Below are 22,266 nucleotides of genomic sequence, written 5' to 3'. Positions count from 1 at the left end.
GCCCGGGTCAGGGCGTGCGGATCAGCCGGCGGGCGCTCGCCGCCGCCACGGCCGAGGTGCGCGAATCCACGCCGAGCTTGGCGTAGATGTGCACCAGGTGGGACTTCACCGTCGCCTGGCTCAGGAACAGCTTCTTCGAGATCTGCTGGTTCGACAGCCCGTCGGCGACCAGCTGGAGCACCTCCAGCTCCCGCTTGGTCAGCGCCTCGGCCGGGGTCCGCATCCGGTCCATCAGGCGCAGCGCCACCGCGGGCGCCAGCGCCGACTGGCCCGCGGCGGCCGTCCGTACGGCCGAGGCCAGTTCCTCCGGCGGCGCGTCCTTGAGGAGGTAGCCGGAGGCGCCCGCCTCGACCGCGGCCAGGATGTCCGCATCGGTGTCGTACGTCGTCAGCACCAGCACCCGCGGGCCGCCCGGCCGGGCCGTGATCAGCGCCGTGGCCTGCGATCCGTGCATCCCGGCGCCGAACTGGAGGTCCATCAGCACCACGTCCACCGGCTCCGAAGCGGCCAGTTCCACGGCCCGTTCGGCGGTCGCGGCCTCCGCGACGACCGTGAAACCGGGCTCGGTGTCCAGGACCGCGCGGAGCCCGGCCCGCACCACCGGGTGGTCGTCGGCGAGCAGCAGCCGGATGGTCATCGGGGGGCCTCCACGGGAAGGGGCAGGGTGACGGCCACGGCGGTGCCCTGGCCCGGCGCGGACTCCACGGTGAAGGTGCCGCCCAGGGTCTCGGCGCGCGAACGCATCGCGGGGAGCCCGAAGCCGCCCCCGTCACCGCCCCCGGAGCGGCCGGCGGCGGGGTCGAAGCCCCGGCCGTCGTCGACGATGTCCAGGGTCACCGAGGCGTCCATGAAGGTGAGGGTGATCTCGGCGCGGCCGGCGCCCGCGTGCCGGACCACATTGGCCAGCGCGGACTGGGCGATGCGCAACAGGGCCACCTCGTACGGGGTCGGCAGCTCCGTCGGGCTCCCGCTCAGCGAGAACCGGGCCCGCACCCCCGGGGCGCCGACGCACAGCCGCTCCAGGGCCGCGGCGAGCGACCCGTGTTCCAGATCGGGCGGGCTCAGCGCCCGGACGAACCGCCGGGCCTCCGCCAGGTTGTCCTGCGCGGCCTCCCGGGCCCGGGCGATGTGCCCGAGCGCCGCCGCCCGGCCGCCCGCTTCCCCGCCCGCGTCCCGGCCCGCGTCCCCGCCGTCCCCGTCCGCGGCCGGCCCCGCCGGGGGCGGGCCGTCGCCGAGGGAGCGCTCCGCCGCGCGGAGCAGCAGCTGGATGGAGGACAGGCCCTGGGCGAGGGTGTCGTGGATCTCCCGGGCCAGGCGTTCGCGCTCGGCCAGGATGCCCGCGCCGCGCTCGGCCGCGGCCAGTTCGGCCCGGGTGGTGATCAGCTCCTCGATCAGCTCGCGGCGGCGCTCGCTCTCCCGGTACAGCGCCTGGTAGCCGAGTATGGTCGCCACCGCCACGGCGCCCCCGATCAGCGGCCCCAGGAACGCCCCGGGGGTCACCGTGCTGCTGTGGCCCAGGAAGCCCCCGATCGCCGCGCACGCGGTCAGCGCGACGGCCGTGACCCCCCAGCGCAGCCGCAGCAGGTGCAGTTCGAGGAAGTACAGCGGGAAGGCGATCCAGAGCCCGTCGGGGGAGACCACGAGCAGCCCCGCCCAGGCCGCGCCGAGCCCGGCGAGCCAGAGCGCCCCGGCGCCGGGCGAGCGGTGCACGACGGGCGCCCGTACCCCGGCGACGTAGACGACGGCCAGCAGCGCGCAGGCGGTGACCACCCACCCCGCGCCGGGCGCGGAATCGGTCACGGCGCGCCCGGCGGCCAGGGCCAGCAGCCCGAACAGCAGGGCGTGCAGGCACAGGCGCAGCACCCGCGAGACGGGGGTCAGCGCGCGGCCGGTGGCGGCGGGCGGGGCGCCGGCGGCGGGCCGCGCGGGCCCCGCGGGCCGCGAAGGCCGGAAACGGCGGGTGGTACGGGCGGATTCCATGGCCCGACCAGCGTAGGTCGCCGCCGCCCGGCCTCGGTCAACCAAAAGTTTGATGTCTCCTTCCGCCCTTCGATACGAGGATCGCTACCGGGGCGCGATGCCTTGTGTCCACGCGGAAGACCAAGGTGGGAAGCATGTTCGTCGCATGGAGAGATCTACGGTTCGCCAGAGGCCGCTTCGCCCTGATGGGCGCGGTCGTGGTGCTGATCACGCTGCTCGTGGGCCTGCTGTCGGGGCTCACCGCCGGATTGGCCCGGGAGAACATCTCGGCCATCACCGGCCTGCCCGCCACCCGTCTCGCCTTCGCCGCGCCCGCCGGTGACCAGAAGGTGTCCTTCACCAATTCCCAGCTCCCCGAGAGCGCCTGGAAGGCCTGGCGGGGGCAGTCCGGCGTGCGGGCCGCCGACCCGCTCGGCATCCGCACCACCAACGCGCTCTCGGGCGAGCGCACGGCCGCCGTCTCGGTCTTCGGCGTCGAGCCGACCGGTCGACTCGCCCCGAAGGGGGGCGCCGGGGCCGGCGCCCTGACCCAGGGCAAGGTGGTCCTGAGCGAGAAGGCCGCCAAGGAGCTCGGCGGCCTGCGCGCCGGTTCCAAGCTCAGGATCGGCTCCCTGGAGCTCGCCGTCGGCGCCGTCTCGGGGACCGCCTCCTACAGCCACACCCCGGTCGTCTGGATGGACCTCGACGACTGGCAGCGCATCGGCAACCCCGGCACCTCCCTCGACACCCTCGCCACCGTCGTCGCCCTCGACGGCGCCGGGACCACGGACTGGGCGGCCGGTGACGAGGCCTCCGCCAGCAAGAGCCAGACCATCGAGGAGGCACTCGGTGCCATCGGCTCCTACCAGGCCGAGAACGGCTCGCTCCAGCTGATGCGCGGTTTCCTCTTCGCCATCTCGGCCCTCGTCATAGGTGCCTTCTTCACGGTCTGGACGATCCAGCGCAGCGGGGACGTCGCCGTCCTCAAGGCGCTGGGCGCGTCCACGCCGTACCTGCTGAAGGACGCGCTCGGCCAGGCCGTCGTCATGCTCGCCGTCGGCACCGGCCTCGGCAGCGCCCTCGCCGCCGGCTTCGGCGCGCTGATCAGCGGCGGCGCCGTGCCCTTCGTCCTCGACGCCGCCACCGTCCTGGTGCCCGCCGCCGTCATGATCGCGCTGGGCGTGGTCGGGGCGGCCCTGTCCATCCGGCGGATCACCGCCGTCGACCCGCTGACCGCTCTCGGGAGCGCCCGATGACCCTGCTCGTGCACGACGTCACGCTCACCTACCCGGACGGCGACGCCCGGCTCACCGCCCTGGACGCGGTCGACCTGGAGGTTCCCGCGGGCACCCTCACGGCGGTGGTCGGCCCTTCCGGTTCCGGCAAGTCCAGCCTGCTCGCGGTGGCGGCCACCCTGGTCACCCCGGACTCCGGCAGGGTCGTGGTGGCCGGGGAGGACACCGCGACGCTCAGCGCTGCCGACAAGGCGCGGCTGCGCCGCGAGCGGATCGGGATCGTCTTCCAGCAGCCGAACCTGCTGGCCTCGCTGACCGCCGCCGAACAGCTCCAGGTGATGGCCCACCTCTCGGGTCGGCCCGCCCGGCAGCTGCGCCGCCGGGCCCTGGAGCTGCTGGAGGCGGTCGGCCTGTCCGACAAGGCCGACAAGCGCCCGCACCAGCTCTCCGGCGGTCAGCGCCAGCGCGTCAACATCGCCCGGGCCCTGATGAACGAGCCCGCGGTGCTGCTCGTCGACGAGCCGACCAGCGCCCTGGACCACGAGCGCGGCGCGGCCGTCCTCGACCTGCTGGTCGGCCTCACCCGGGAGCGCGCGACGGCGACGGTCCTGGTCACGCACGACCATGCGCACCTGGAGCGGATGAACCGCACGGTGACGATGAACGACGGCCGCCTGACGGAGACCGTCCCGGCGGTCCCCGCGGCCTGACCCGCCCACGACCGCCCACGAACGATGGCCCCGGCCCCTCCTCTCGGAGGGGGCCGGGGCCATCGTTCGTGGCGGGACCTACTGCGTCGGGTTCTGCGTGGCGAGCGCCACCGACAGCTCGGCCGCGATCCCCTGGAGGATCGGCACGATCGAGTCGGTCAGGGCCTCGGTGACCCGGCCGGCCGGGCCCGAGATGGAGATCGCGGCGGCCGTCGGCGAGTTGGGCACCGAGACGGCGAGGCAGCGGACCCCTATCTCCTGCTCGTTGTCGTCGACGGCGTAACCGACCTCGCGGACCTGCTCCAGCGCCGCGAGGAAGCCCTCGGGGGTGGTGATGGTCTTCTCGGTCGCGGCCGGCATGCCGGTGCGGGCCAGCAGGGCCCGTACCTCGTCGGCGGGGGTGTAGGCGAGCAGCGCCTTGCCCACGCCGGTGGAGTGCGGCAGCACCCGGCGGCCGACCTCGGTGAACATGCGCATGGAGTGCTTCGAGGGCACCTGGGCGACGTAGACGATCTCGTCCCCGTCGAGCAGGGCCATGTTCGCCGTCTCGCCGGTCTCCTCGACCAGACGGGCCAGGTACGGGCGGGCCCAGGTGCCCAGCAGGCGCGAGGCCGACTCGCCCAGGCGGATCAGGCGGGGACCGAGGGAGTACCGTCGGTTGGGCTGCTGCCGGACGTAGCCGCACGCCACGAGGGTGCGCATGAGGCGATGGATGGTGGGCAGCGGCAGACCGCTGGCGGCGGACAGCTCGCTCAGGCCGACCTCGCCCCCGGCGTCGGCCATGCGTTCGAGCAGATCAAAGGCGCGCTCAAGGGACTGGACGCCACCGCTGGCGGCAGGGCTCTTGGCGGAAGCGTCGGTGGTGCTGGCGCTGGACGTCGGCACGGCGCGGTCCTTTCGGTGCTGGCAGGCAAGGCAGCAGCCTACCCGGCGGTCGACACCGGCCCTAGTGCCGGGGCCAGGCCGTCCCTGCCGGTCAGAGGTGGTTTGTCCGGGTGCCGGACAACCTTGCGGAGACCTCCGCCGGAGCCCCGGTGGTGGTAGCTACATTCTGTAGAGCGAAATCTTAATTCCATCCTGTGGAAACATCCAATTGCGATGGAGGTGTGTCAGTGGTCCGTCCGGGGGCTCTTGACTGGCCCCGCATCGGCGTGAAGACTCCGTCAACAGAACGTTGAATTTCGCTCTGTGGAAGTAGATGGGGAGGTTCCGGTGTCCGCCGACGTCGTGGAACTGGTACTGCGCTCGACGCGAGTCATCACCCCCGAGGGGACGCGTGCCGCCTCGGTCGCCGTCGCCGCCGGGAAGATCACGGCCGTACTGCCGTACGAGGCCGAGGTGCCGGCCGGCGCCCGGCTGGAGGACTTCGGGGACGACGTCCTGCTCCCCGGCCTGGTCGACACCCACGTCCATGTGAACGACCCGGGCCGCACGGAGTGGGAAGGCTTCTGGACGGCCACCCGCGCCGCCGCGGCCGGTGGCATCACCACCATCCTGGACATGCCGCTCAACTCGCTCCCGCCGACCACCTCGGTCGACAACCTGCGCGTCAAGCAGGAGGTCGCCCGGGCCAAGGCGCACGTGGACATCGGCTTCTGGGGCGGCGCGCTGCCCGACAACGTCAAGGACCTGCGCCCGCTGCACGACGCCGGGGTCTACGGCTTCAAGTGCTTCCTGTCGCCCTCCGGCGTGGACGAGTTCCCCGAGCTCGACCAGGAGCAGCTGGCCACCTCCCTCGCCGAGATCAGCGGCTTCGGCGGCCTGATGATCGTGCACGCCGAGGACCCGCACCACCTGGAGTCCGCGCCGCAGGTGCCGGGCCCCAAGTACGCCGACTTCCTCGCCTCCCGCCCGCGGGACTCCGAGAACACCGCGATCCAGAACCTGATCGCCCAGGCCACGCGGCTGGACGCGCGGGTCCACGTGCTGCACCTGTCCTCCTCCGACGCGCTGCCGCTGATCGCCGCCGCCAAGGCCGAGGGCGTGCGGATCACCGTCGAGTCCTGCCCGCACTACCTCACCCTCACGGCCGAGGAAGTGCCGGACGGCGCGAGCGAGTTCAAGTGCTGCCCGCCCATCCGCGAGGCCGCGAACCAGGACCTCCTGTGGGAGGCGCTCGCCGACGGCACCATCGACTGCATCGTCTCCGACCACTCGCCCTCCACGGCGGACCTGAAGACGAACGACTTCGCCACCGCGTGGGGCGGCATCTCCTCCCTCCAGCTGGGCCTCCCGGCGATCTGGACCGCGGCGCGCGAGCGCGGGCACTCCCTGGAGGACGTCGTCCGCTGGATGTCCGCCGCCCCGGCGAAGCTGGCGGGCCTCCCGGACAAGGGCGCGATCGAGGCCGGCCGCGACGCCGACTTCGCCGTCCTGGCCCCCGAAGAGACCTTCACCGTGGATCCGGCCCACCTGCACCACCGCAACCGGGTCACGGCGTACGCGGGCAAGACCCTGCACGGCGTCGTGAAGTCCACCTGGCTGCGCGGTACGCAGATCGCCGACCACGGCACCCCGAACGAACCGACCGGCCGACTCCTCGAAAGGCAGAACTGACCAGTGGCACAGCGTTCGATTCCCTTGGCCTCCTTCACCGGTAACGCGAACCCGTACGGCGGCGGCGACCCGTACGCGGACTACCGCACCGCGGACTTCCCGTTCACCCAGTACGCGAACCTCGCCGCCCGCACCCTGGGCGCCGGTGTCACCTTCGCCAACGACGAGTTCTTCGCCGAGCGCGAGAACCTGCTCATCGAAGAGGCCGCCCACTTCGACCCCGAGCACTTCGGCCACAAGGGCAAGGTCATGGACGGCTGGGAGACCCGCCGCCGCCGCGGCATCTCCGCCGAGCAGCCCTGGCCGACCCCCGAGGACCACGACTTCGCGCTGATCCGCCTCGGTGCCCCCGGCGTGATCCGCGGCATCGTCGTCGACACCGCGCACTTCCGCGGCAACATGCCGCAGGCGGTCTCCGTCGAGGGCACCTCGGTGGCGGGCGCCCCGACCCCCGAGGAGCTCCTCGGCGACGACGTGAAGTGGACGACCCTCGTACCGCGCACCGCCGTCGGCGGCCACGCGGCCAACGGCTTCGAGGTCACCGCCGAGCAGCGCTTCACGCACCTGCGCCTCAACCAGCACCCCGACGGCGGCGTGGCCCGCCTGCGCGTCTACGGCGAGGTCGTCCCGGACCCGCAGTGGCTCGCCGCGCTCGGCTCCTTCGACGTGGTCGCGCTGGAGAACGGCGGTTCGGTGCAGGACGCGTCCAACCGCTTCTACTCCCCGCCGACCAACACCATCGCCCCGGGCCGCTCCCGCAAGATGGACGACGGCTGGGAGACCGCCCGTCGCCGTGACAACGGCAACGACTGGATCCGCTACCAGCTCGTCGCCGAGTCCGAGATCCGCGCGGTCGAGATCGACACCGCCTACCTCAAGGGCAACTCGGCCGGCTGGGCCTCGCTCTCCATCAAGTCCGGCGAGGAGGGCGAGTGGCAGGAGTTCCTGCCGCGCACCCGCCTGCAGCCCGACACGAACCACCGGTTCGTGCTGGACGCCCCGGCGGTCGGCAGCCACGTCCGCATCGACATCTTCCCGGACGGCGGCTTCTCCCGCCTGCGCCTGTTCGGCTCGCTGACGGAGCAGGGCGCGACCGCCCTGACCGCCCGTCACCAGGAGCTGGGCGGCTGATCCCGCGCTGAACGGCCCGGTGGGGCGTACCGGTCACCAGGTGACCGGTACGCCCCACCGGCGTGCCCGGGCGTGCTCCGGCGTGCTCGACGACGCCGGCTGCGCGGGCTCCGTACGCGTAGCCGTTGCGCCGTAGCCGTCATGCCGTCGCCGTCACGCCGCGTGGCCGCCGTCCACCGAGAACTCGGCGCCCGTGACGTAGGCCGCGTCCGGCCCGGCGAGGAAGGAGACCATCGCCGCCACCTCGTCCGGGGCGGCGAAGCGCCCGAGGGCCGTCATCGCGCTCTGCCCGGCGGCGTACGGCCCGTCGGCCGGGTTCATGTCGGTGTCCACCGGACCCGGGTGCACCACGTTCGCCGTGATGCCGCGCTCGCCCAGTTCCCGGGCCAGGGCCTTGGTCAGCCCGATCAGCGCCGCCTTGCTCGCCGCGTAGAGCGAACCGCCCGGCCCCGGGACGCGCTGGGTCATGCAGCTGCCGATGGTGATGATCCGGCCGCCCCGGTCCAGCCGGGCCGCGGCCGCCTGGGCCGCCAGGAACGGCCCGCGCACATTGACCGCGAGGACCTTGTCCGCATCGGCCACCGTGAGGGTCTCCAGCGGTCCGAGCACCCCCACGCCCGCGTTGTTGACCAGGACGTCGATGCGTCCCAGCTCGCGGACGGTGTGCTCCACCGCGCCCGCGGCGGCGGCCGGGTCGCCCGCGTCCGAGCGCACGGCCAGGCCGCGCCGTCCGTACGCCTCGATCTTGTGGACGACCGCCTCCGCCGCCGCCGCGTCGTTGACGTAGGTGATCGCCACGTCCGCGCCGTCGGCGGCCAGGCGCAGCGCGGTCGCCGCGCCGATGCCCCGGCTGCCGCCCGTGACCAGGGCGACCCGGCCCGTCAGGCCGTTGCCGGTGGTGCCGTTGCCATTCGCGTTCACGGTCGCGTTCATCGGGTTCCTCCGCAGGTGGGCCATAAGTGGTTGCGGGTTCAATGAAACCGGTGGGGCGATGCCCGCGCTGGCAGGAATCGGACCTCGCGTTCACGCGCGCCGCACCGATGAGTTCCGCGCCGGCCGGGAGTCTGAAGGGACGTAGGGAAACCCCGCAGTACGAGCCCCCGCGAGACGGGCCCCCGCAAGGAGACGAGCAACCATGAGCAAGCTGACCCTCATCACCTTCCTCACCCTCGACGGCGTGATGCAGGCCCCCGGCGGCCCCGAAGAGGACCCGAGCGGCGGGTTCTCCTACGGCGGCTGGCAGGTGCCCTTCGAGGACGAGGAGGTGGGCGAGTTCATCACCGAGGCCTTCGACCGCGCCGGCGGCTTCCTGCTCGGGCGCCGGACGTACGAGATCTTCGCCGGGTACTGGCCCCGGCAGACCGACCCCGCCAACGCCATCGCGGCCAAGCTGAACTCCGCGCCCAAGTACGTGGCCTCCCGCACCCTCGAGGACCCGGCCTGGGCGGGCACCACCGTCCTCGGCCCGGACCTGGCGGCGGAGATCGCCCGGATCAAGGCGGCCACCGACGGCGAGGTGCACATCTGGGGCAGCGCGGAACTCGTCGGGGAGCTGCTCGCCCGCGACCTCGTCGACGAGCTCAACCTGCTGGTCTACCCCGTCTTCCTGGGGGCCGGGCGGCACCTCTTCCCGGTCGGTGGAGCGCCCACCACCTGCGAACTCACCGCCTCCCGGATCACCGACGGCGGGGTCGCCGTGCTCACCTACCGCCCCGCGGGTCGGGCCGCCTTCGGCTCCTTCTGAGGTGCCGGACGGGCCACCCGCTCACCAGGCGAAACAGGGTGTACCCCACAGGTAGCGCTCCGGTACGGTGACCGCATCCGTGCGAGCCACCGAAGTCTCCACCACCCGCCGACCGTTGGAGACCCGTGTCCACGCTCGCCGCCGCCGCACCGGCGCCCGCCCTCGCACCCCGCCGCGCCTGGCTCGCCGACCTGCCGGTCCTGCTCGTCGCCGTGGTGTGGGGCGGCAGCTACCTCGCCGCCAAGGGCGTCACCACCAGCCACACCGTGATCGCGATCCTGGTGCTGCGCTTCCTCCTCGTGCTGCCCGTCCTCGTGATCGCCGGCGCCCGGCGGCTGCGCGCCCTGCGGTCCGCCCAGGTCCGCGGGGCGGCCCTGTTGGGACTGGTCGTCGGCGGGATCTTCCTGCTGGAGACCTACGGGGTGGTGCACACCTCCGCCACCAACGCGGGGCTGATCATCAGCCTGACCATGATCCTCACCCCGCTCGCCGAGGCCGCCGTGCGCCGGGTGCGGCCCCCGGCCGCCTTCCTGGGCGCCGCGGCCGTCTCCGTCACCGGGGTCGTCCTGCTCACCCAGGGCGCGGGCTTCACCGCACCCTCCACCGGCGACCTGCTCATCCTCGGGGCCGCCTGCGCCCGGACCCTGCACGTCCTGCTGATGGCCCGGATGAAGGCCCTCCAGGACGCCGACTCGCTCTCGCTGACCACCGTCCAGCTCGGCTCCGCCGTCCTGGTCTTCGCCCTGCTCGCGGCCCTGCCCGGCACCGGCGCCACGCCGTGGGCCGCGGCGGCGGACCTCGGCCCCGGTCAGTGGGCGGGACTCGCCTTCCTCGCCGTCCTGTGCACGCTGTTCGCGTTCTTCGTGCAGATATGGGCCGTGCGCCACACCTCTCCGTCCCGGGTCAGCCTGCTGCTCGGCACCGAACCGCTCTGGGCCGCCGCCGCGGGCATCGCCATCGGCGGCGAACACCTGGGCGCGGCCGGCTTCGTGGGCGCCGCCCTGGTCCTGGTGGGCACCGCGTGGGGCCGTCGCACCGCCACCCCGGCGGACGTCTGAGCCGGCCGGGCGCCGCCCCGGCGGACGTCCGAGCCGGCGCGGCACCCCGTCGGCGAGTGGCCGAAAACGCCGCATCCACCGGGTGAACGGCAGTCGTACGGTGGACCGATGCCAGTAGTGGACATCAGCGGGAGCGATGCGGACTTCGCCGCCGACCCCTATTCCTTCTACGCCCGACTCCGCGCGGCGGGACCGGTCCACCGGGCCACCGTCTACGCCGACGAGTTCGAACCCAGCTGGCTGATCGTCGGCCACGACGAGGCCCGCCAGGCCCTCAACCACCCCGCCCTGTCGAAGGACTGGCGCACTTCCGGCCAGTTCTCCGACGCCCTCGTCACCGCGGCCAACGCGAACATGCTGGAATCCGACCCCCCGCACCACACCCGACTGCGCCGACTGGTCGCCCGGGCGTTCACCGGCCGCCGCATCGAGGCGCTGCGCCCCCGCGTCCAGCAGGTCACCGACGAACTCCTCGACGCGATGGCCGCCCGGCCCGAGCGCACCGCCGACCTGATCGCGGCCCTGGCCTTCCCGCTGCCGATGACCGTGATCTGCGAGCTGCTCGGTGTCCCCGACATGGACCGCGAGCGGTTCCGCTTCTGGTCCAACGAGATCGTCGCGCCCACCGCCGCCAGCAGCGGGGACGGCAGCGCGCACCGCGCGCTCAGCGCCTTCCTCGCCGAACTGGTCGAGGCCAAGGCCAAGGCCCCCGGCGAGGACCTGCTCAGCGAGCTGATCCGGACCCGGGACGAGGACGGCGACTCGCTCTCGCCCGACGAGCTGATCGGGATGGCCTTCCTGCTGCTGGTCGCGGGCCACGAGACCACCGTCAACCTCATATCCAACGGTGTACGGGCGCTGCTGGCCCACCCCGACCAGCTGGCCGCCCTGCGCGCCGACTACGACGGGCTCATCGACGGCGCCGTGGAGGAGATGCTCCGCTACGACGGCCCCGTGCAGAACTCCACCTACCGCTACGCCCGCGAGGACCTGGAGATCGGCGGCACGCTCATTCCGGCCGGGGCGACCGTGGTGGTCTCGCTGGCCTCCGCCGACCGTGATCCGGGCCGCTTCGCCGACGCGGACACCTTCGACGTCCGCCGCGGCCCGCACGGCCACCTCGCCTTCGGGCACGGCCTGCACTTCTGCATCGGCGCCCCGCTCGCCCGGATGGAGGGCAAGATCGCCGTCCGGTCGCTGCTGGAACGATTCCCCGACCTGGCCGAGGACCCGGCCGGCGGCCCGCCGGTGTGGATCGGCGGCAGCCTGATGAGGGGGGTCACCCGGCTCCCGGTGAGCTGGTAGCCGGGGGTGGGCGCCCGCTCAGAGGTCCGGCAGCTCGGCGAGGGCGACCCGGCGGCGTTCCCGCCGGGACAGCTCGCAGGCCTCGGCGATCCGCAGCGCGGCCAGCGCTTCCCGGCCGTCGCACGGATTGGGGCCCTCGCCGCGGACCAGGCTGACGAAGGCGGCCAGCTCCGCCTCGTAGGCGGGCCCGAACCGCTCCAGGAACCCCGTCCACGGCTTGGTCGCCGGGGGCGGGCCCTGGGGCTCGGTCGAGGCGATCGGCGTACGGTCGTCCAGCCCGGCCGAGACCTGGTCCAGCTCTCCGGCGAGCTCCATCCGCACGTCGTACCCCGCGCCGTTGCAGCGGCTGCCGGTACAGGTCACCAGGGTCCCGTCGGCCAGGGTCAGCAGCGCCGCCGCCGTGTCCACGTCGCCCGTCGCGCGGAACTGCGGGGGCCCGGCGTCCGAGCCCGTCGCGTACACCTCGGTCACCTCCTGCCCGGTCACCCAGCGCACCACGTCGAAGTCGTGCACGAGGCAGTCCCGGTACAGGCCGCCGGAGCCGGCCAGATAGGCGGCGGGCGGCGGCGCCGGATCCGCGGTCATCGTGCGGACGGTGTGCAGCCGCCCCAGCGCGCCGGAGCGCACCAGCTCGCGCGCCGTCACGTACCCCGCGTCGAAGCGCCGCATGAAGCCCACCTGGAGCGTCCCGCCCACGGCGGCCACCTCGCGCAGCACCGCCAGGCTGCGGCCCAGGTCGGCGGCCACGGGCTTCTCGCAGAAGACCGGCAGGCCGGACCGCGCCGCCCGCACCACCAGCTCCGCGTGGCCCGGCGTCGCGCACGCCACCACCACCGCGTCCACGCCCCAGCTGAAGATCTGGTCGACACTGGGCGCGGCGGTCGCCCCCAGCCGGGCGGCGAGCAGCGCCGCCCGCCCCGGGTCGGCGTCGGCGAGCACCAACGATCCCGCCTGCGGCTGGTGGGCCAGCGACGCGGCATGGAAGGAACCGATCCGGCCCGTACCGATGAGCCCGATGCGCATGCACTCAACGTGACCCCCTCCGGGTCACCTGTCAATCCGCCCGGCCTGCCCCGATGACGACCCCATGGTCCACTGTGGCGGATACTGGGCGGCTGGAACCGGAATGACCGCATTGACGACCGCCCCGCACGACCGGCGCGGCGACCGCACGATTCCAGGACGTTCAGGACGAGGGAAGGGCACGACAGACGTGGCTAGGGTTCGGACAGGGGTACGCGTCGTGGGCGCCGTGCTCGCGGCGGTACTGGGGGCCTCCCTCGCGGGGTGCAGCAGTACGGGCGGCAAGCGCGCCGAGGAGCGGGCGAAGGCCGCCGAACAGGGCCGTCCGGCCGTCTCCACCCCGCGCTGGACCTTCGCGATGATCACTCACGCGGGCGATGGCGACACCTTCTGGGACATCGTCCAGAAGGGTGCCAAGGAAGCCGCGGCGAAGGACAACATCAACTTCGTCTACGCGCACGACGACCAGGCGCAGCAGCAGGCCCAGTTCGTGCAGAACGCCATCGACCAGAAGGTCCAGGGCATCATCGTCAGCCTGGCCAAGCCCGAAGCCCTCAAGGACGTCCTCGGCAAGGCCGCCAAGGCCGGCATCCCGGTGATCACGGTGAACTCCGGCTCCGCCCAGTCCAAGGAGTACGGCGCCCTCACCCACATCGGCCAGGACGAGGAGATCGCGGGCGAGGCCGTCGGCGGCGAGCTGACCAAGCGCGGCAAGAAGAAGGCCGTCTGCGTCCTGCACGAGCAGGGCAACGTCGGCCACGAGCAGCGCTGCGCCGGCGCGAAGAAGACCTTCGGCGGCGACCTGGAGAACCTGTACGTCGAAGGCACCAACATGCCGTCCGTGCAGGCGGCCATCCAGGCGAAGCTCCAGGCCGACCCCACGATCGACGCGGTGGTCACCCTCGGCGCGCCCTTCGCACCCACCGCGATCAAGGCCAAGGACGCCGCGGGCAGCAAGGCGGAGGTCGACACCTTCGACCTCAACGAGGCCGTCGCCCGCGACCTGAAGTCCGGAGCCCTCGGCTTCGCAGTCGACCAGCAGCCCTACCTCCAGGGCTACGAGGCCGTCGACCTGCTCTGGCTCTACCGCTACAACGCCGACACCCTCGGCGGCGGCCGTCCGGTGCTCACCGGCCCGCAGATCGTGACCGGCGCCGAAGCGGCCAAGCTGGAGGAGTTCATCAAGCGGGGCAGCCGATGAGCGCGGTCACCGCCGCCGACGAGCGGCTCGCCCCCACGTCCGTCGTGCGCAAGCTGCTCGGCCGGCCCGAGCTGGGCGCGGTCGTCGGCGCGGCCGCCGTCTTCGTCTTCTTCTCCTTCGCGGCCGACAGCTTCCTGCGGGCCTCCAGCCTCAGCACGATCCTGTACTCGGCCTCCACCATCGGGATCATGGCGGTCCCGGTCGCCCTGCTCATGATCGGCGGCGAGTTCGACCTGTCGGCCGGAGTCATGGTCACCACCTCGGCCCTGTTCAGCTCGATGTTCAGCTACCAGATGACCGCGAACGTCTGGGTCGGCGTCCTCGTGTCGCTGCTGGTGACCCTCGCCATCGGGTTCTTCAACGGGTTCATGCTGACCCGGACGAAACTGCCGAGCTTCATCATCACGCTGGGCACCTTCCTCATGCTGACCGGCCTGAACCTCGGCTTCACCAAGCTGATCAGCGGCTCGGTCTCCACCAGGACGATCGCCGACATGGAGGGCTTCTCCTCCGCCCGCTCGCTGTTCGCCTCGCAGCTCACCATCGGCTCGGTCACCCTGCGGGTCACCATCCTGTGGTGGCTGGTGCTGGTCGCGGTGGCCACCTGGATCCTGCTGCGCACCCGCGCCGGAAACTGGATCTTCGCGGTCGGCGGCGGCGCCGACGCGGCCCGCGCGGTCGGCGTACCGGTGGTCAAGACCCGGATCGGGCTCTACATGGGCGTCGCGCTGTGCGCCTGGATCTCGGGCCAGCACATCCTGTTCTCGTTCGACGTTGTCCAGTCGGGCGAGGGCGTCGGCAACGAGTTCCTGTACATCATCGCGGCCGTCATCGGCGGCTGTCTGATGACCGGCGGCTACGGCTCCGCCATCGGCTCGGCCGTCGGCGCCTTCATCTTCGGCATGACCAGCAACGGCATCGTGTACGCGCAGTGGAACCCGGACTGGTTCAAGTTCTTCCTCGGCGCGATGCTCCTGCTGGCCACGCTGCTCAATGCCTGGGTGCGCAAGAGGGCGGAGGCCAGCAAGTGACCGCACTGGTGGAGCTGACCGGCGTCAGCAAGTACTACGGCAACATCCGCGCGCTCGAAGGCGTCTCCCTGGAGGTCTCGGCGGGCGAGATCACCTGTGTCCTCGGCGACAACGGCGCGGGCAAGTCCACCCTCATCAAGATCATCGCGGGCTTGCACCGGCACGACGCGGGCAGCTTCGAGATCGAGGGCGAGGAGACGGTTCTGGCCAATCCCCGCGCGGCCCTCGACCACGGCATCGCCACGGTCTACCAGGACCTCGCGGTGGTCCCCCTGATGCCCGTCTGGCGCAACTTCTTCCTGGGCTCCGAGCCCACCAAGGGCCGTGGTCCCTTCCGCCGCCTCGACGTGGACCTGATGCGCGGGACCACCCGCGCCGAGCTGCTGCGCATGGGCATCGACCTGCGCGACGTCGACCAGCCGATCGGCACCCTGTCCGGCGGCGAGCGCCAGTGCGTGGCCATCGCCAGGGCGGTCCACTTCGGCGCGAAGGTGCTCGTCCTGGACGAGCCCACGGCGGCCCTCGGCGTCAAGCAGTCCGGCGTCGTGCTCAAGTACGTGGCCGCCGCCCGGGACGCCGGCCTCGGCGTGGTCCTGATCACGCACAACCCGCACCACGCGTACCTGGTGGGAGACCGTTTCGTGCTCCTCAAGCGGGGCGCGATGGCGGGCAGCCACACCCGCGATTCGATCACCCTGGACGAGCTCACCCGGCAGATGGCGGGTGGCTCGGAACTGGACGAGCTGAGCCACGAGCTGGAGCGGGTGGCAGAATCGGGAGCAACACCGCCCCACACTGACCCTTCCGGCACCACCGCACCATAGGGACGGCACGACTCGATGAGCACGTACCGGGACTTCGCGCTCGCCCACCGGGGCTCGGCGCGAGGCACCGTCCTGCGGACCGTCGGAACCCGTGAGCGCCGGTCGCACCTGACCGCCCCGCGAGTCCCCACCGTCGGCATCGACATCGGCGGCACCAAGGTGATGGCGGGCGTCGTCGACGCCGACGGCGTCATCCTGGAGAAGATCCGCACCGAGACCCCCGACAAGTCCAAGAGCCCCAAGGTCGTCGAGGACACCATCGTCGAGCTGGTCCTGGACCTCTCCGACCGCCACGACGTCCACGCCGTGGGCATCGGCGCGGCCGGCTGGGTCGACGCGGACCGCTCGCGGGTGCTCTTCGCCCCGCACCTGGCCTGGCGCGACGAGCCGCTGCGCGACGCGCTCCAGTCGCGGCTCGCGGTGCCGGTCATGGTGGACAACGATGCCAACACCGCCGCCTGGGCGGAGTGGCGCTTCGGCGCCGGGCGCGGCGAGGACCACCTGGTCATGATCACGCTCGGGACCGGCATCGGCGGCGCGATCCTGGAGGACGGCAGGGTCAAGCGCGGCAAGTTCGGCGTGGCCGGTGAGTTCGGCCACATGCAGGTGGTCCCCGGCGGGCACCGCTGCCCGTGCGGCAACCGCGGCTGCTGGGAGCAGTACAGCTCCGGCAACGCCCTCGTCCGCGAGGCCCGCGAGCTGGCCGCGGCGGACTCCCCGGTCGCCCACAACCTGATCGCCCGGGTCGGCGGCAACGTCTCCGAGGTCACCGGGCCGCTCATCACTGAGCTGGCCCGCGAGGGCGACGCCATGTGCGTCGAGCTGCTCCAGGACATCGGCCAGTGGCTCGGCGTCGGCATCGCCAACCTGGCCGCCGCCCTCGACCCCTCGTGCTTCGTCATCGGCGGCGGGGTCAGCGCGGCCGACGACCTGCTGATCGGACCGGCCCGGGAGGCCTTCCGGCGCCACCTGACGGGCCGCGGCTACCGGCCCGAGGCCCGCATCGCGAAGGCCCAGCTCGGCCCCGAGGCGGGTATGGTCGGTGCGGCCGACCTCTCCCGGCTCGTCGCCCGACGCTTCCGCCGTGCAAACCGCCGCCGGGTCGAACGCTACGAACGCTATGCCCAGGCGGGCCGACGGGCCGCCGCCGGGTCCGAGGAACAAGGACCAGAGAAGCCGTGACGCCCCCGCCCCCGACCCTGCCGCGCCAGGCCCCGGCCCCCGACGAGGGTGGCACCCCCACGCCCGCCGAGGCCCGGCGGCACGTCGTGCGGCGCCGCTGGATCACCGCGATCATCATCGTGCTGCTGATCGGCGTACCCGCCGGCTACCTCGCGATCGCCGCCCAGCAGAGCCGCCAGAGCGGCAAGGAGAAGGCGGCCAAGGTCGGCGCCACCAAGGTGCGCGCGGGCTGGCCCTCCAAGGTGCAGCGCAGCATCTACGAGGTGCCGATCCCGGACAAGGCGTGGCGGGTCGGCTTCCTGGAGACCAACAACTGGCGCACCAGCAGGCTCTACGTGCAGTTCGCGATCACCCCGGACGAGCTCGACAAGTTCCTGACCTCGATGGGCACCAGCCGCGAGGGCCTGACCCGGGGCGTCTCGATCGGCGAGCGCGACACCGAGGCCGCGGGCTGGAACTGGAACCCGAAGAACGCCTGGTACGGCGCCACGCACGAGCAGAACGACCCGCGCCCGAGCCAGGACATCACCGTCGACCTGACGGTCCCGACCAAGCCCAAGGTCTACATCGTCTCCACCGCCACCCCGTAGCCCGGTGGCCGCTCACCGCACTAGATGTTCTTCCAGCCCGTGATCTTCGTGCCGGAGTTGAGGAGCATGCCCCCGGCGGGGACCTCGGTGATCTGGTAGGCACCCAGGCAGAAGACGCTGTTGAACAGGCGGATGGCCCGGGAGCTGTGGTTGATGACGGAGTAGCTGCCGTGCCGGGTGGCGTTGTCGCAGGACTGGCCCGGTGACTTCTCGACGAACTCGCCGCTGAGGTCGCCGTTCTCGTAGAAGCACACCTTGTCGGCGGGGCAGGTGATGCTGCGGAAGGACCAGGAGCCGGCGTTCAGGTCCTGCTGGGTGCCCGCGCGGACGCTGCGCTGCGGGGTGCCGGAGCAATCGGAACTGTTGAAGGCCATGACCATGAAGTCCAGGTTGTTGCGGACGCTGGACGGGTTCGAGGTCGTCCCGTCCGGCCACGTCACGTAGCCGGGGACGCACTGGCCGATCTGGACGCCGTCGCTGTGCACGAACTGGCCCGCGGCCCCGTAGTCGTTCCACAGGCAGAGCTGCCCGCTCCCGCACTGCTCGGGCGCGGCGGCGGCACTGGTCGCCGGGACCAGGGCGGCGGCGGTGAGGACGAGCGCGGCGGCGAGGCCGGGCAGGGCGCGGCGCGGCGGGGCGGTACGGGGCATGGGGGTGCCGATCTGTGGGTGGGGTGGGGGAGCGGCCGGAAGCGGCGTGTGATCATCTTGGCCGCCGCGACGGCGCCCCGGACCAGCGGAATCCTTTCCCCCGCCCGGTCCGAGTCGAAGGGATGAACGATCGGACGCCCGTACGGCCCGCCGCGGCGCTAGCCTTGGATCATGAAGCTCACCAAGCGGCTGCACTCCTGCGTCCAGGTCGAGAAGGACGGGCGCACGCTCGTCATCGATCCGGGCGTCTTCAGCGAACCGGACGCCGGGCTCGGGGCGGACGCGCTCCTGGTCACCCACGAGCACCCCGACCACTTCGAGGAGGGCCGGCTGCGGGCCGCCCTCGACGCGAACCCCGGGGCGCAGCTGTGGACCCTCGCCAGCGTCGCCGGGCGGCTGGCCCCCGCCTACCCGGGCCGCGTCCACACGGTCGGCCACGGCGACGCCTTCACGGCCGCCGGCTTCGACGTACAGGTCCACGGCGAGCTGCACGCCGAGATCCACCCGGACATGCCCCGGGTCACCAACGTCGGCTACCTCGTCGAAGGCGCGCTCTTCCACCCCGGGGACGCGCTGACCGTACCGGGCGTTCCCGTCGACACCCTGCTGCTGCCGGTGCACGCGCCCTGGAACAAGGTCGCCGAGGTCATCGACTACGTCCGCGAGGTCAAGCCGCGCACGGCCATCGACATCCACGACGCCTACCTCGCCGACATCGCCCGGCCGATCTACGATTTCGCCCTCGACGCGCTCGGCGGCGCCCCGCACAGCCGGCTCACCGCGGGGGACAGCGCCGACCTCTGAGCGCCGATCTCCGAGCGCCGGCTCCCGGGCGGCGGACCGGGCGCCGACCGGTGGCTGTCGGTGCCTGGCGGTAGGTTACGGACATGCGTATCGCCACGTTCAACGTCAACTCGATCACCGCCCGGCTGCCCCGGCTGCTAGCCTGGCTGGAGTCCAGCGGCACCGACGTGCTGTGCATCCAGGAGACCAAGTGCTCCGCCGAGCAGTTCCCGCACGCCGAGCTGCGCGAGCTGGGCTACGAGTCGGCCGTCAACGCCACCGGGCGCTGGAACGGCGTCGCCCTGCTCTCCCGCGTCGGCCTGGAGGACGTCGTCAGCGGGCTGCCCGGCGGCCCGGACTACGAGGGCGTGGCGGAGCCGCGCGCGATCTCCGCGACCTGCGGGGGAGTGCGCGTCTGGTCGGTCTACGTGCCCAACGGCCGCGAGGTGGAGCACGACCACTACGGCTACAAGCTGGACTGGTTCCGCGCGCTGGGCGCGGCCGTCGCCGAAGACGCGGCGGGCCCCCGCCCGTTCGCGGTGCTCGGCGACTTCAACGTGGCGCCGACCGACGAGGACGTCTGGGACCCGGCCGTCTTCGAGGGGATGACCCACGTCACCCCCGCCGAGCGGGCCGCCCTGGAGACGCTGCGCGCGACCGGGCTCGCCGACGTGATGCCGCGCCCGCTCAAGTACGACCGCCCCTACACCTTCTGGGACTACCGGATGCTCGCGTTCCCGAAGAACAAGGGCATGCGAATCGACCTCGTGTACGGGAACGCCCCCTTCGTCGCCGCCGTCAAGGACGCCTACGTCGACCGCGAGGAGCGCAAGGGCAAGGGCGCGTCCGACCACGCACCGGTCGTCGTGGACCTCGACGTCTAGGGGTGTCTCCGCGAGGGCGCGTTTAGCCCACCGGGCCCGGATCGCGCCGATCCAGGCGCGTCCTGTGGCCGCCGGCGGGTACGGGTGCCAGGCTGGGCGGTATGAACATCCCGTTCCTGGACCACTGGCTGAACCGGCACGAGACCGAGCACGGAGCGGCCCTGGCCGCCGCCCTCGCGGATGATCCCGAGGGCGTGGGCGAGATGTTCGCGGAGTGCGAGATGCTGCGCGTCCAGGCCCGGGCCGCCGGCCTCGAACTCGACGGCACCCCGGACTCGTTGGAGGCCCTGGACCAGCTGATGCCGCGCTGGCGGCGGGACCCCGAGGCCACGCCCTGGCTCGGCAACGACGCGGGCTTCTACCTCGGCACGGTGATCATCAAGACCCTGCCCGGCTGCGGTTGGCAGGTGTGGCCGAACGGCCAGCCGGTGATCCGGATGGCCTCGGGGCGCGAACTGAACGTGGTGGAGTCCGGGGTGTCCTGGGCGATGACCGGATCGCCCGAGCTGTCCCAGATCTACGCCGAGGCCTCCGAAGGCTGATCGGGAGCGACCGCGGGCGAGCGCCGGCGACCGTCGGCGCCCGGGTCGACCGGTGACGTTTATGTCGCTTTTAGGCGTGTCGAGCGTGTCGCGGTGAAGTCGCCTTCACCGCTGGATAGTTTGCGCTGACCTCGACACACCGACACATGGGCAGGGCAGCGTATGGCCGTCGATCCGTTGATCGAGCTGCGGGACGTCAACAAGCACTTCGGACAACTGCACGTCCTCCAGGACATCAACCTCACCGTCGGCCGCGGGGAGGTGGTGGTGGTCATCGGCCCCTCCGGCTCCGGGAAGTCGACCCTGTGTCGCGCGATCAACCGGCTGGAGACCATCGAGTCGGGCACCATCACCCTCGACGGGAAGCCGCTGCCGGCCGAGGGCAAGGACCTGGCGGCGCTGCGCGCCGACGTGGGCATGGTCTTCCAGTCCTTCAACCTCTTCGCGCACAAGACGGTCCTCGCCAACGTCTCGCTCGCGCAGACGAAGGTCAGGAAGCGCGGCCGCGAGGAGGCCGACAAGCGCTCCCGGGAGCTGCTGGAGCGGGTCGGCCTGGCCAACCAGGCGGACAAATACCCCGCCCAGCTCTCCGGCGGCCAGCAGCAGCGCGTGGCCATCGCCCGCGCCCTGGCCATGAACCCGAAGGCGCTGCTCTTCGACGAGCCGACCTCCGCGCTCGACCCGGAGATGATCAACGAGGTGCTGGAGGTCATGCAGCAGCTCGCCAGCGAGGGGATGACCATGGTCGTGGTCACCCACGAGATGGGCTTCGCCCGCTCCGCCGCGAACCGGGTCGTCTTCATGGCCGACGGGAAGATCATCGAGGACCGCACCCCGGAGGAGTTCTTCACCGCCCCCGAGAGCGAGCGGGCCAAGGACTTCCTCTCCAAGATCCTCAAGCACTGAGGGGCGGTCCCGATGAACGCGACACGCACCTGTGGGCTGCCCGCGTACGCCCGCGCGCTCGCCCTGGCCCTGGCCCTGCTGGGCGCGGTGGCCGGCTGCGGGAAGTCCGGCAGCCCCCCGGTCAAGGGCCCGCAGCCCGAGGACCTGCCGGTCTACCGGGTGGACACCGGCTTCACCCTCCCCGACTCGCGCACCTGGGAGAAGGCCAAGCGCCGCGGCCACCTGGTGGTCGGGGCCAAGGAGGACCAGCCGTACATGGGGGAGAAGGACCCCGCGAGCGGCCGCTACTCCGGATTCGACATCGAGATCGCCAAGATGATGTCCGCCTCACTCGGCTTCGACCCCAAGACGATCGAGTTCAAGACGATCGCCTCGGCCAACCGCGAGACGGCCCTGCAGAACGGCCAGATCGACTACTACGTCGGCACCTACACGATCAACGACAACCGCAAGAAGCAGGTCGGTTTCGCCGGGCCCTACTACATGGCCGGCCAGTCCCTGCTGGTCCGGCGCGGCGAGAAGGACATCAACGGCCCGGCGGACCTCGCGGGCAAGAAGGTCTGCTCGGCGGCGGGCTCCACCCCCTACCAGCGGCTCCAGAAGGACTTCCCCAAGGCGGTCCTCGTCGCCTACGACACCTACTCCGTCTGCGTGGACAACCTGCTGACCTACCAGGTCGACGCCGTCTCCACCGACGACTCGATCCTGCTGGGCTACGCGGCCAAGGTGCCGGACGAGCTCAAGGTCGTCGGCAAGCCCTTCTCGAAGGAGCCCTACGGCATCGGCGTACCGCGCTCCGACAACGCGCTGCGCTTCGCCCTCGACGACGCCCTCGCCGCGCAGGAGAAGAACGGCGACTGGACCAAGGCCTACGACGCCACCCTCGGCCTGTCCGGAGTGCCGGCGCCCACGCCGCCCGCCATCGACCGCTACCCCGCGAGCTGAGAGGAGT

General features: G+C 72.3%; 23 protein-coding genes. 17 read left to right on the top strand and 6 right to left on the bottom strand.

Translation table 11 applies throughout. The features are described from left to right. Window positions 1–7: 7 nt before the first annotated feature. Together ACIQWR_RS15975 and ACIQWR_RS15970 are read right to left on the bottom strand one after the other, a co-directional pair. Entirely contained in the window at window positions 8–637 is a 630-nt protein-coding gene (locus ACIQWR_RS15975; protein WP_404009157.1) for a response regulator, read from the bottom strand. Beyond that, window positions 634–1,980, bottom strand: coding sequence for a sensor histidine kinase (locus tag ACIQWR_RS15970; RefSeq protein WP_404009154.1), 1,347 nt, complete (start codon window positions 1,978–1,980; stop codon window positions 634–636). The genes ACIQWR_RS15975 and ACIQWR_RS15970 overlap by 4 nt, the downstream gene beginning before the upstream one ends. 134 nt (window positions 1,981–2,114) lie before the next feature. Between ACIQWR_RS15970 and ACIQWR_RS15965 the strand changes: the two genes are divergently transcribed. Together ACIQWR_RS15965 and ACIQWR_RS15960 are read left to right on the top strand one after the other, a co-directional pair. Next, window positions 2,115–3,215, top strand: a complete 1,101-nt coding sequence (locus ACIQWR_RS15965) for an ABC transporter permease (protein WP_404009151.1) — start codon at window positions 2,115–2,117, stop codon at window positions 3,213–3,215. Next, window positions 3,212–3,904: an ABC transporter ATP-binding protein gene (locus ACIQWR_RS15960; protein WP_404009148.1), complete on the top strand. Its 693-nt coding sequence runs from the start codon at window positions 3,212–3,214 to the stop codon at window positions 3,902–3,904. The genes ACIQWR_RS15965 and ACIQWR_RS15960 overlap by 4 nt, the downstream gene beginning before the upstream one ends. A gap of 78 nt (window positions 3,905–3,982) precedes the next feature. Here ACIQWR_RS15960 and ACIQWR_RS15955 read toward each other — a convergent pair whose 3' ends face one another. After that, the gene (locus tag ACIQWR_RS15955) at window positions 3,983–4,789 is read right to left on the bottom strand and encodes an IclR family transcriptional regulator (protein WP_404009145.1); all 807 of its coding nucleotides are present in this window, start codon (window positions 4,787–4,789) and stop codon (window positions 3,983–3,985) included. Between the two features lie 327 nt (window positions 4,790–5,116). Here ACIQWR_RS15955 and allB point away from each other — a divergent pair, with 327 nt between their 5' ends. Beyond that, window positions 5,117–6,460 (top strand): allantoinase AllB, encoded by a 1,344-nt coding sequence (gene allB, locus ACIQWR_RS15950; protein ID WP_404009142.1) that lies wholly within the window; start codon window positions 5,117–5,119, stop codon window positions 6,458–6,460. Between the two features lie 18 nt (window positions 6,461–6,478). Further along, complete coding sequence (gene alc, locus ACIQWR_RS15945) at window positions 6,479–7,591, top strand: allantoicase (RefSeq protein ID WP_404009390.1); 1,113 nt, start codon at window positions 6,479–6,481, stop codon at window positions 7,589–7,591. 153 nt (window positions 7,592–7,744) lie between these two features. Here the strand turns inward: alc and ACIQWR_RS15940 are convergent, their stop codons facing one another. After that, a complete protein-coding gene (locus ACIQWR_RS15940) occupies window positions 7,745–8,524 on the bottom strand; it encodes an SDR family oxidoreductase (protein WP_404009140.1) in 780 nt (259 codons plus the stop codon). Between the two features lie 202 nt (window positions 8,525–8,726). Here ACIQWR_RS15940 and ACIQWR_RS15935 point away from each other — a divergent pair, with 202 nt between their 5' ends. The 3 genes from ACIQWR_RS15935 to ACIQWR_RS15925 all read left to right on the top strand — a co-directional run bounded on the left by ACIQWR_RS15935 (window position 8,727) and on the right by ACIQWR_RS15925 (window position 11,698). Continuing rightward, window positions 8,727–9,335 (top strand): dihydrofolate reductase family protein, encoded by a 609-nt coding sequence (locus ACIQWR_RS15935; protein ID WP_404009137.1) that lies wholly within the window; start codon window positions 8,727–8,729, stop codon window positions 9,333–9,335. Between the two features lie 125 nt (window positions 9,336–9,460). Then, on the top strand, window positions 9,461–10,393 hold the full coding sequence (locus ACIQWR_RS15930; protein WP_404009134.1) for a DMT family transporter: 933 nt from the start codon (window positions 9,461–9,463) through the stop codon (window positions 10,391–10,393). 108 nt (window positions 10,394–10,501) lie between these two features. After that, on the top strand, window positions 10,502–11,698 hold the full coding sequence (locus tag ACIQWR_RS15925; RefSeq protein ID WP_404009132.1) for a cytochrome P450: 1,197 nt from the start codon (window positions 10,502–10,504) through the stop codon (window positions 11,696–11,698). An 18-nt stretch (window positions 11,699–11,716) separates the two neighbouring features. On the opposite strand, the gene ACIQWR_RS15920 is transcribed toward ACIQWR_RS15925, so the two are convergent. Beyond that, entirely contained in the window at window positions 11,717–12,721 is a 1,005-nt protein-coding gene (locus ACIQWR_RS15920) for a Gfo/Idh/MocA family oxidoreductase (RefSeq protein WP_404009129.1), read from the bottom strand. Window positions 12,722–12,911: 190 nt separating this feature from the next. On the opposite strand from ACIQWR_RS15920, the gene ACIQWR_RS15915 reads away from it, so the two are divergent. The 5 genes from ACIQWR_RS15915 to ACIQWR_RS15895 are packed head-to-tail and all read left to right on the top strand — an operon-like array spanning window position 12,912 to window position 17,549. Beyond that, complete coding sequence (locus ACIQWR_RS15915; protein ID WP_404009127.1) at window positions 12,912–13,922, top strand: sugar ABC transporter substrate-binding protein; 1,011 nt, start codon at window positions 12,912–12,914, stop codon at window positions 13,920–13,922. Further along, window positions 13,919–14,953: an ABC transporter permease gene (locus ACIQWR_RS15910; protein ID WP_404009124.1), complete on the top strand. Its 1,035-nt coding sequence runs from the start codon at window positions 13,919–13,921 to the stop codon at window positions 14,951–14,953. Before ACIQWR_RS15915 ends, ACIQWR_RS15910 begins: the two co-directional genes overlap by 4 nt. Further along, entirely contained in the window at window positions 14,950–15,777 is an 828-nt protein-coding gene (locus ACIQWR_RS15905) for an ATP-binding cassette domain-containing protein (protein ID WP_404009121.1), read from the top strand. The genes ACIQWR_RS15910 and ACIQWR_RS15905 overlap by 4 nt, the downstream gene beginning before the upstream one ends. A gap of 15 nt (window positions 15,778–15,792) precedes the next feature. Continuing rightward, window positions 15,793–16,959 (top strand): ROK family glucokinase, encoded by a 1,167-nt coding sequence (locus ACIQWR_RS15900; protein ID WP_404009118.1) that lies wholly within the window; start codon window positions 15,793–15,795, stop codon window positions 16,957–16,959. Then, window positions 16,956–17,549, top strand: coding sequence for a hypothetical protein (locus tag ACIQWR_RS15895; protein ID WP_399260326.1), 594 nt, complete (start codon window positions 16,956–16,958; stop codon window positions 17,547–17,549). Before ACIQWR_RS15900 ends, ACIQWR_RS15895 begins: the two co-directional genes overlap by 4 nt. A gap of 20 nt (window positions 17,550–17,569) precedes the next feature. Here the strand turns inward: ACIQWR_RS15895 and ACIQWR_RS15890 are convergent, their stop codons facing one another. Next, the gene (locus tag ACIQWR_RS15890; protein ID WP_404009115.1) at window positions 17,570–18,199 is read right to left on the bottom strand and encodes a peptidase inhibitor family I36 protein; all 630 of its coding nucleotides are present in this window, start codon (window positions 18,197–18,199) and stop codon (window positions 17,570–17,572) included. 171 nt (window positions 18,200–18,370) lie between these two features. On the opposite strand from ACIQWR_RS15890, the gene ACIQWR_RS15885 reads away from it, so the two are divergent. The 5 genes from ACIQWR_RS15885 to ACIQWR_RS15865 all read left to right on the top strand — a co-directional run bounded on the left by ACIQWR_RS15885 (window position 18,371) and on the right by ACIQWR_RS15865 (window position 22,259). Further along, window positions 18,371–19,003, top strand: a complete 633-nt coding sequence (locus tag ACIQWR_RS15885) for an MBL fold metallo-hydrolase (protein ID WP_404009112.1) — start codon at window positions 18,371–18,373, stop codon at window positions 19,001–19,003. 83 nt (window positions 19,004–19,086) lie between these two features. Continuing rightward, window positions 19,087–19,866 (top strand): exodeoxyribonuclease III, encoded by a 780-nt coding sequence (locus tag ACIQWR_RS15880; RefSeq protein ID WP_399260322.1) that lies wholly within the window; start codon window positions 19,087–19,089, stop codon window positions 19,864–19,866. 101 nt (window positions 19,867–19,967) lie between these two features. Beyond that, a complete protein-coding gene (locus ACIQWR_RS15875; RefSeq protein WP_404009109.1) occupies window positions 19,968–20,408 on the top strand; it encodes a DUF6278 family protein in 441 nt (146 codons plus the stop codon). A gap of 162 nt (window positions 20,409–20,570) precedes the next feature. Next, a complete protein-coding gene (locus tag ACIQWR_RS15870) occupies window positions 20,571–21,314 on the top strand; it encodes an amino acid ABC transporter ATP-binding protein (RefSeq protein ID WP_385785447.1) in 744 nt (247 codons plus the stop codon). 12 nt (window positions 21,315–21,326) lie between these two features. Beyond that, on the top strand, window positions 21,327–22,259 hold the full coding sequence (locus tag ACIQWR_RS15865) for a glutamate ABC transporter substrate-binding protein (RefSeq protein ID WP_404009107.1): 933 nt from the start codon (window positions 21,327–21,329) through the stop codon (window positions 22,257–22,259). The last annotated feature ends 7 nt before the right edge of the window (window positions 22,260–22,266 follow it).

Source organism: Streptomyces sp. NPDC098789 (assembly GCF_044759975.1).
Lineage (GTDB): Bacteria > Actinomycetota > Actinomycetes > Streptomycetales > Streptomycetaceae > Streptomyces.
This window is presented reverse-complemented; position numbering and strand designations above follow the sequence as displayed.

Bases quoted from the DNA above. Each gene is read 5' to 3' on its own strand.
- ACIQWR_RS15935 (WP_404009137.1), top strand. From the start codon at position 8,727: ATGAGCAAGCTGACCCTCATCACCTTCCTCACCCTCGACGGCGTGATG.
- ACIQWR_RS15900 (WP_404009118.1), top strand. From the start codon at position 15,793: ATGAGCACGTACCGGGACTTCGCGCTCGCCCACCGGGGCTCGGCGCGA.
- ACIQWR_RS15920 (WP_404009129.1), bottom strand. From the start codon at position 12,721: ATGCGCATCGGGCTCATCGGTACGGGCCGGATCGGTTCCTTCCATGCC.
- ACIQWR_RS15970 (WP_404009154.1), bottom strand. From the start codon at position 1,980: ATGGAATCCGCCCGTACCACCCGCCGTTTCCGGCCTTCGCGGCCCGCG.
- ACIQWR_RS15890 (WP_404009115.1), bottom strand. From the start codon at position 18,199: ATGCCCCGTACCGCCCCGCCGCGCCGCGCCCTGCCCGGCCTCGCCGCC.
- ACIQWR_RS15875 (WP_404009109.1), top strand. From the start codon at position 19,968: ATGAACATCCCGTTCCTGGACCACTGGCTGAACCGGCACGAGACCGAG.
- ACIQWR_RS15885 (WP_404009112.1), top strand. From the start codon at position 18,371: ATGAAGCTCACCAAGCGGCTGCACTCCTGCGTCCAGGTCGAGAAGGAC.
- ACIQWR_RS15865 (WP_404009107.1), top strand. From the start codon at position 21,327: ATGAACGCGACACGCACCTGTGGGCTGCCCGCGTACGCCCGCGCGCTC.
- ACIQWR_RS15965 (WP_404009151.1), top strand. From the start codon at position 2,115: ATGTTCGTCGCATGGAGAGATCTACGGTTCGCCAGAGGCCGCTTCGCC.
- ACIQWR_RS15870 (WP_385785447.1), top strand. From the start codon at position 20,571: ATGGCCGTCGATCCGTTGATCGAGCTGCGGGACGTCAACAAGCACTTC.
- ACIQWR_RS15910 (WP_404009124.1), top strand. From the start codon at position 13,919: ATGAGCGCGGTCACCGCCGCCGACGAGCGGCTCGCCCCCACGTCCGTC.
- ACIQWR_RS15940 (WP_404009140.1), bottom strand. From the start codon at position 8,524: ATGAACGCGACCGTGAACGCGAATGGCAACGGCACCACCGGCAACGGC.
- ACIQWR_RS15975 (WP_404009157.1), bottom strand. From the start codon at position 637: ATGACCATCCGGCTGCTGCTCGCCGACGACCACCCGGTGGTGCGGGCC.
- ACIQWR_RS15925 (WP_404009132.1), top strand. From the start codon at position 10,502: ATGCCAGTAGTGGACATCAGCGGGAGCGATGCGGACTTCGCCGCCGAC.
- ACIQWR_RS15960 (WP_404009148.1), top strand. From the start codon at position 3,212: ATGACCCTGCTCGTGCACGACGTCACGCTCACCTACCCGGACGGCGAC.
- ACIQWR_RS15880 (WP_399260322.1), top strand. From the start codon at position 19,087: ATGCGTATCGCCACGTTCAACGTCAACTCGATCACCGCCCGGCTGCCC.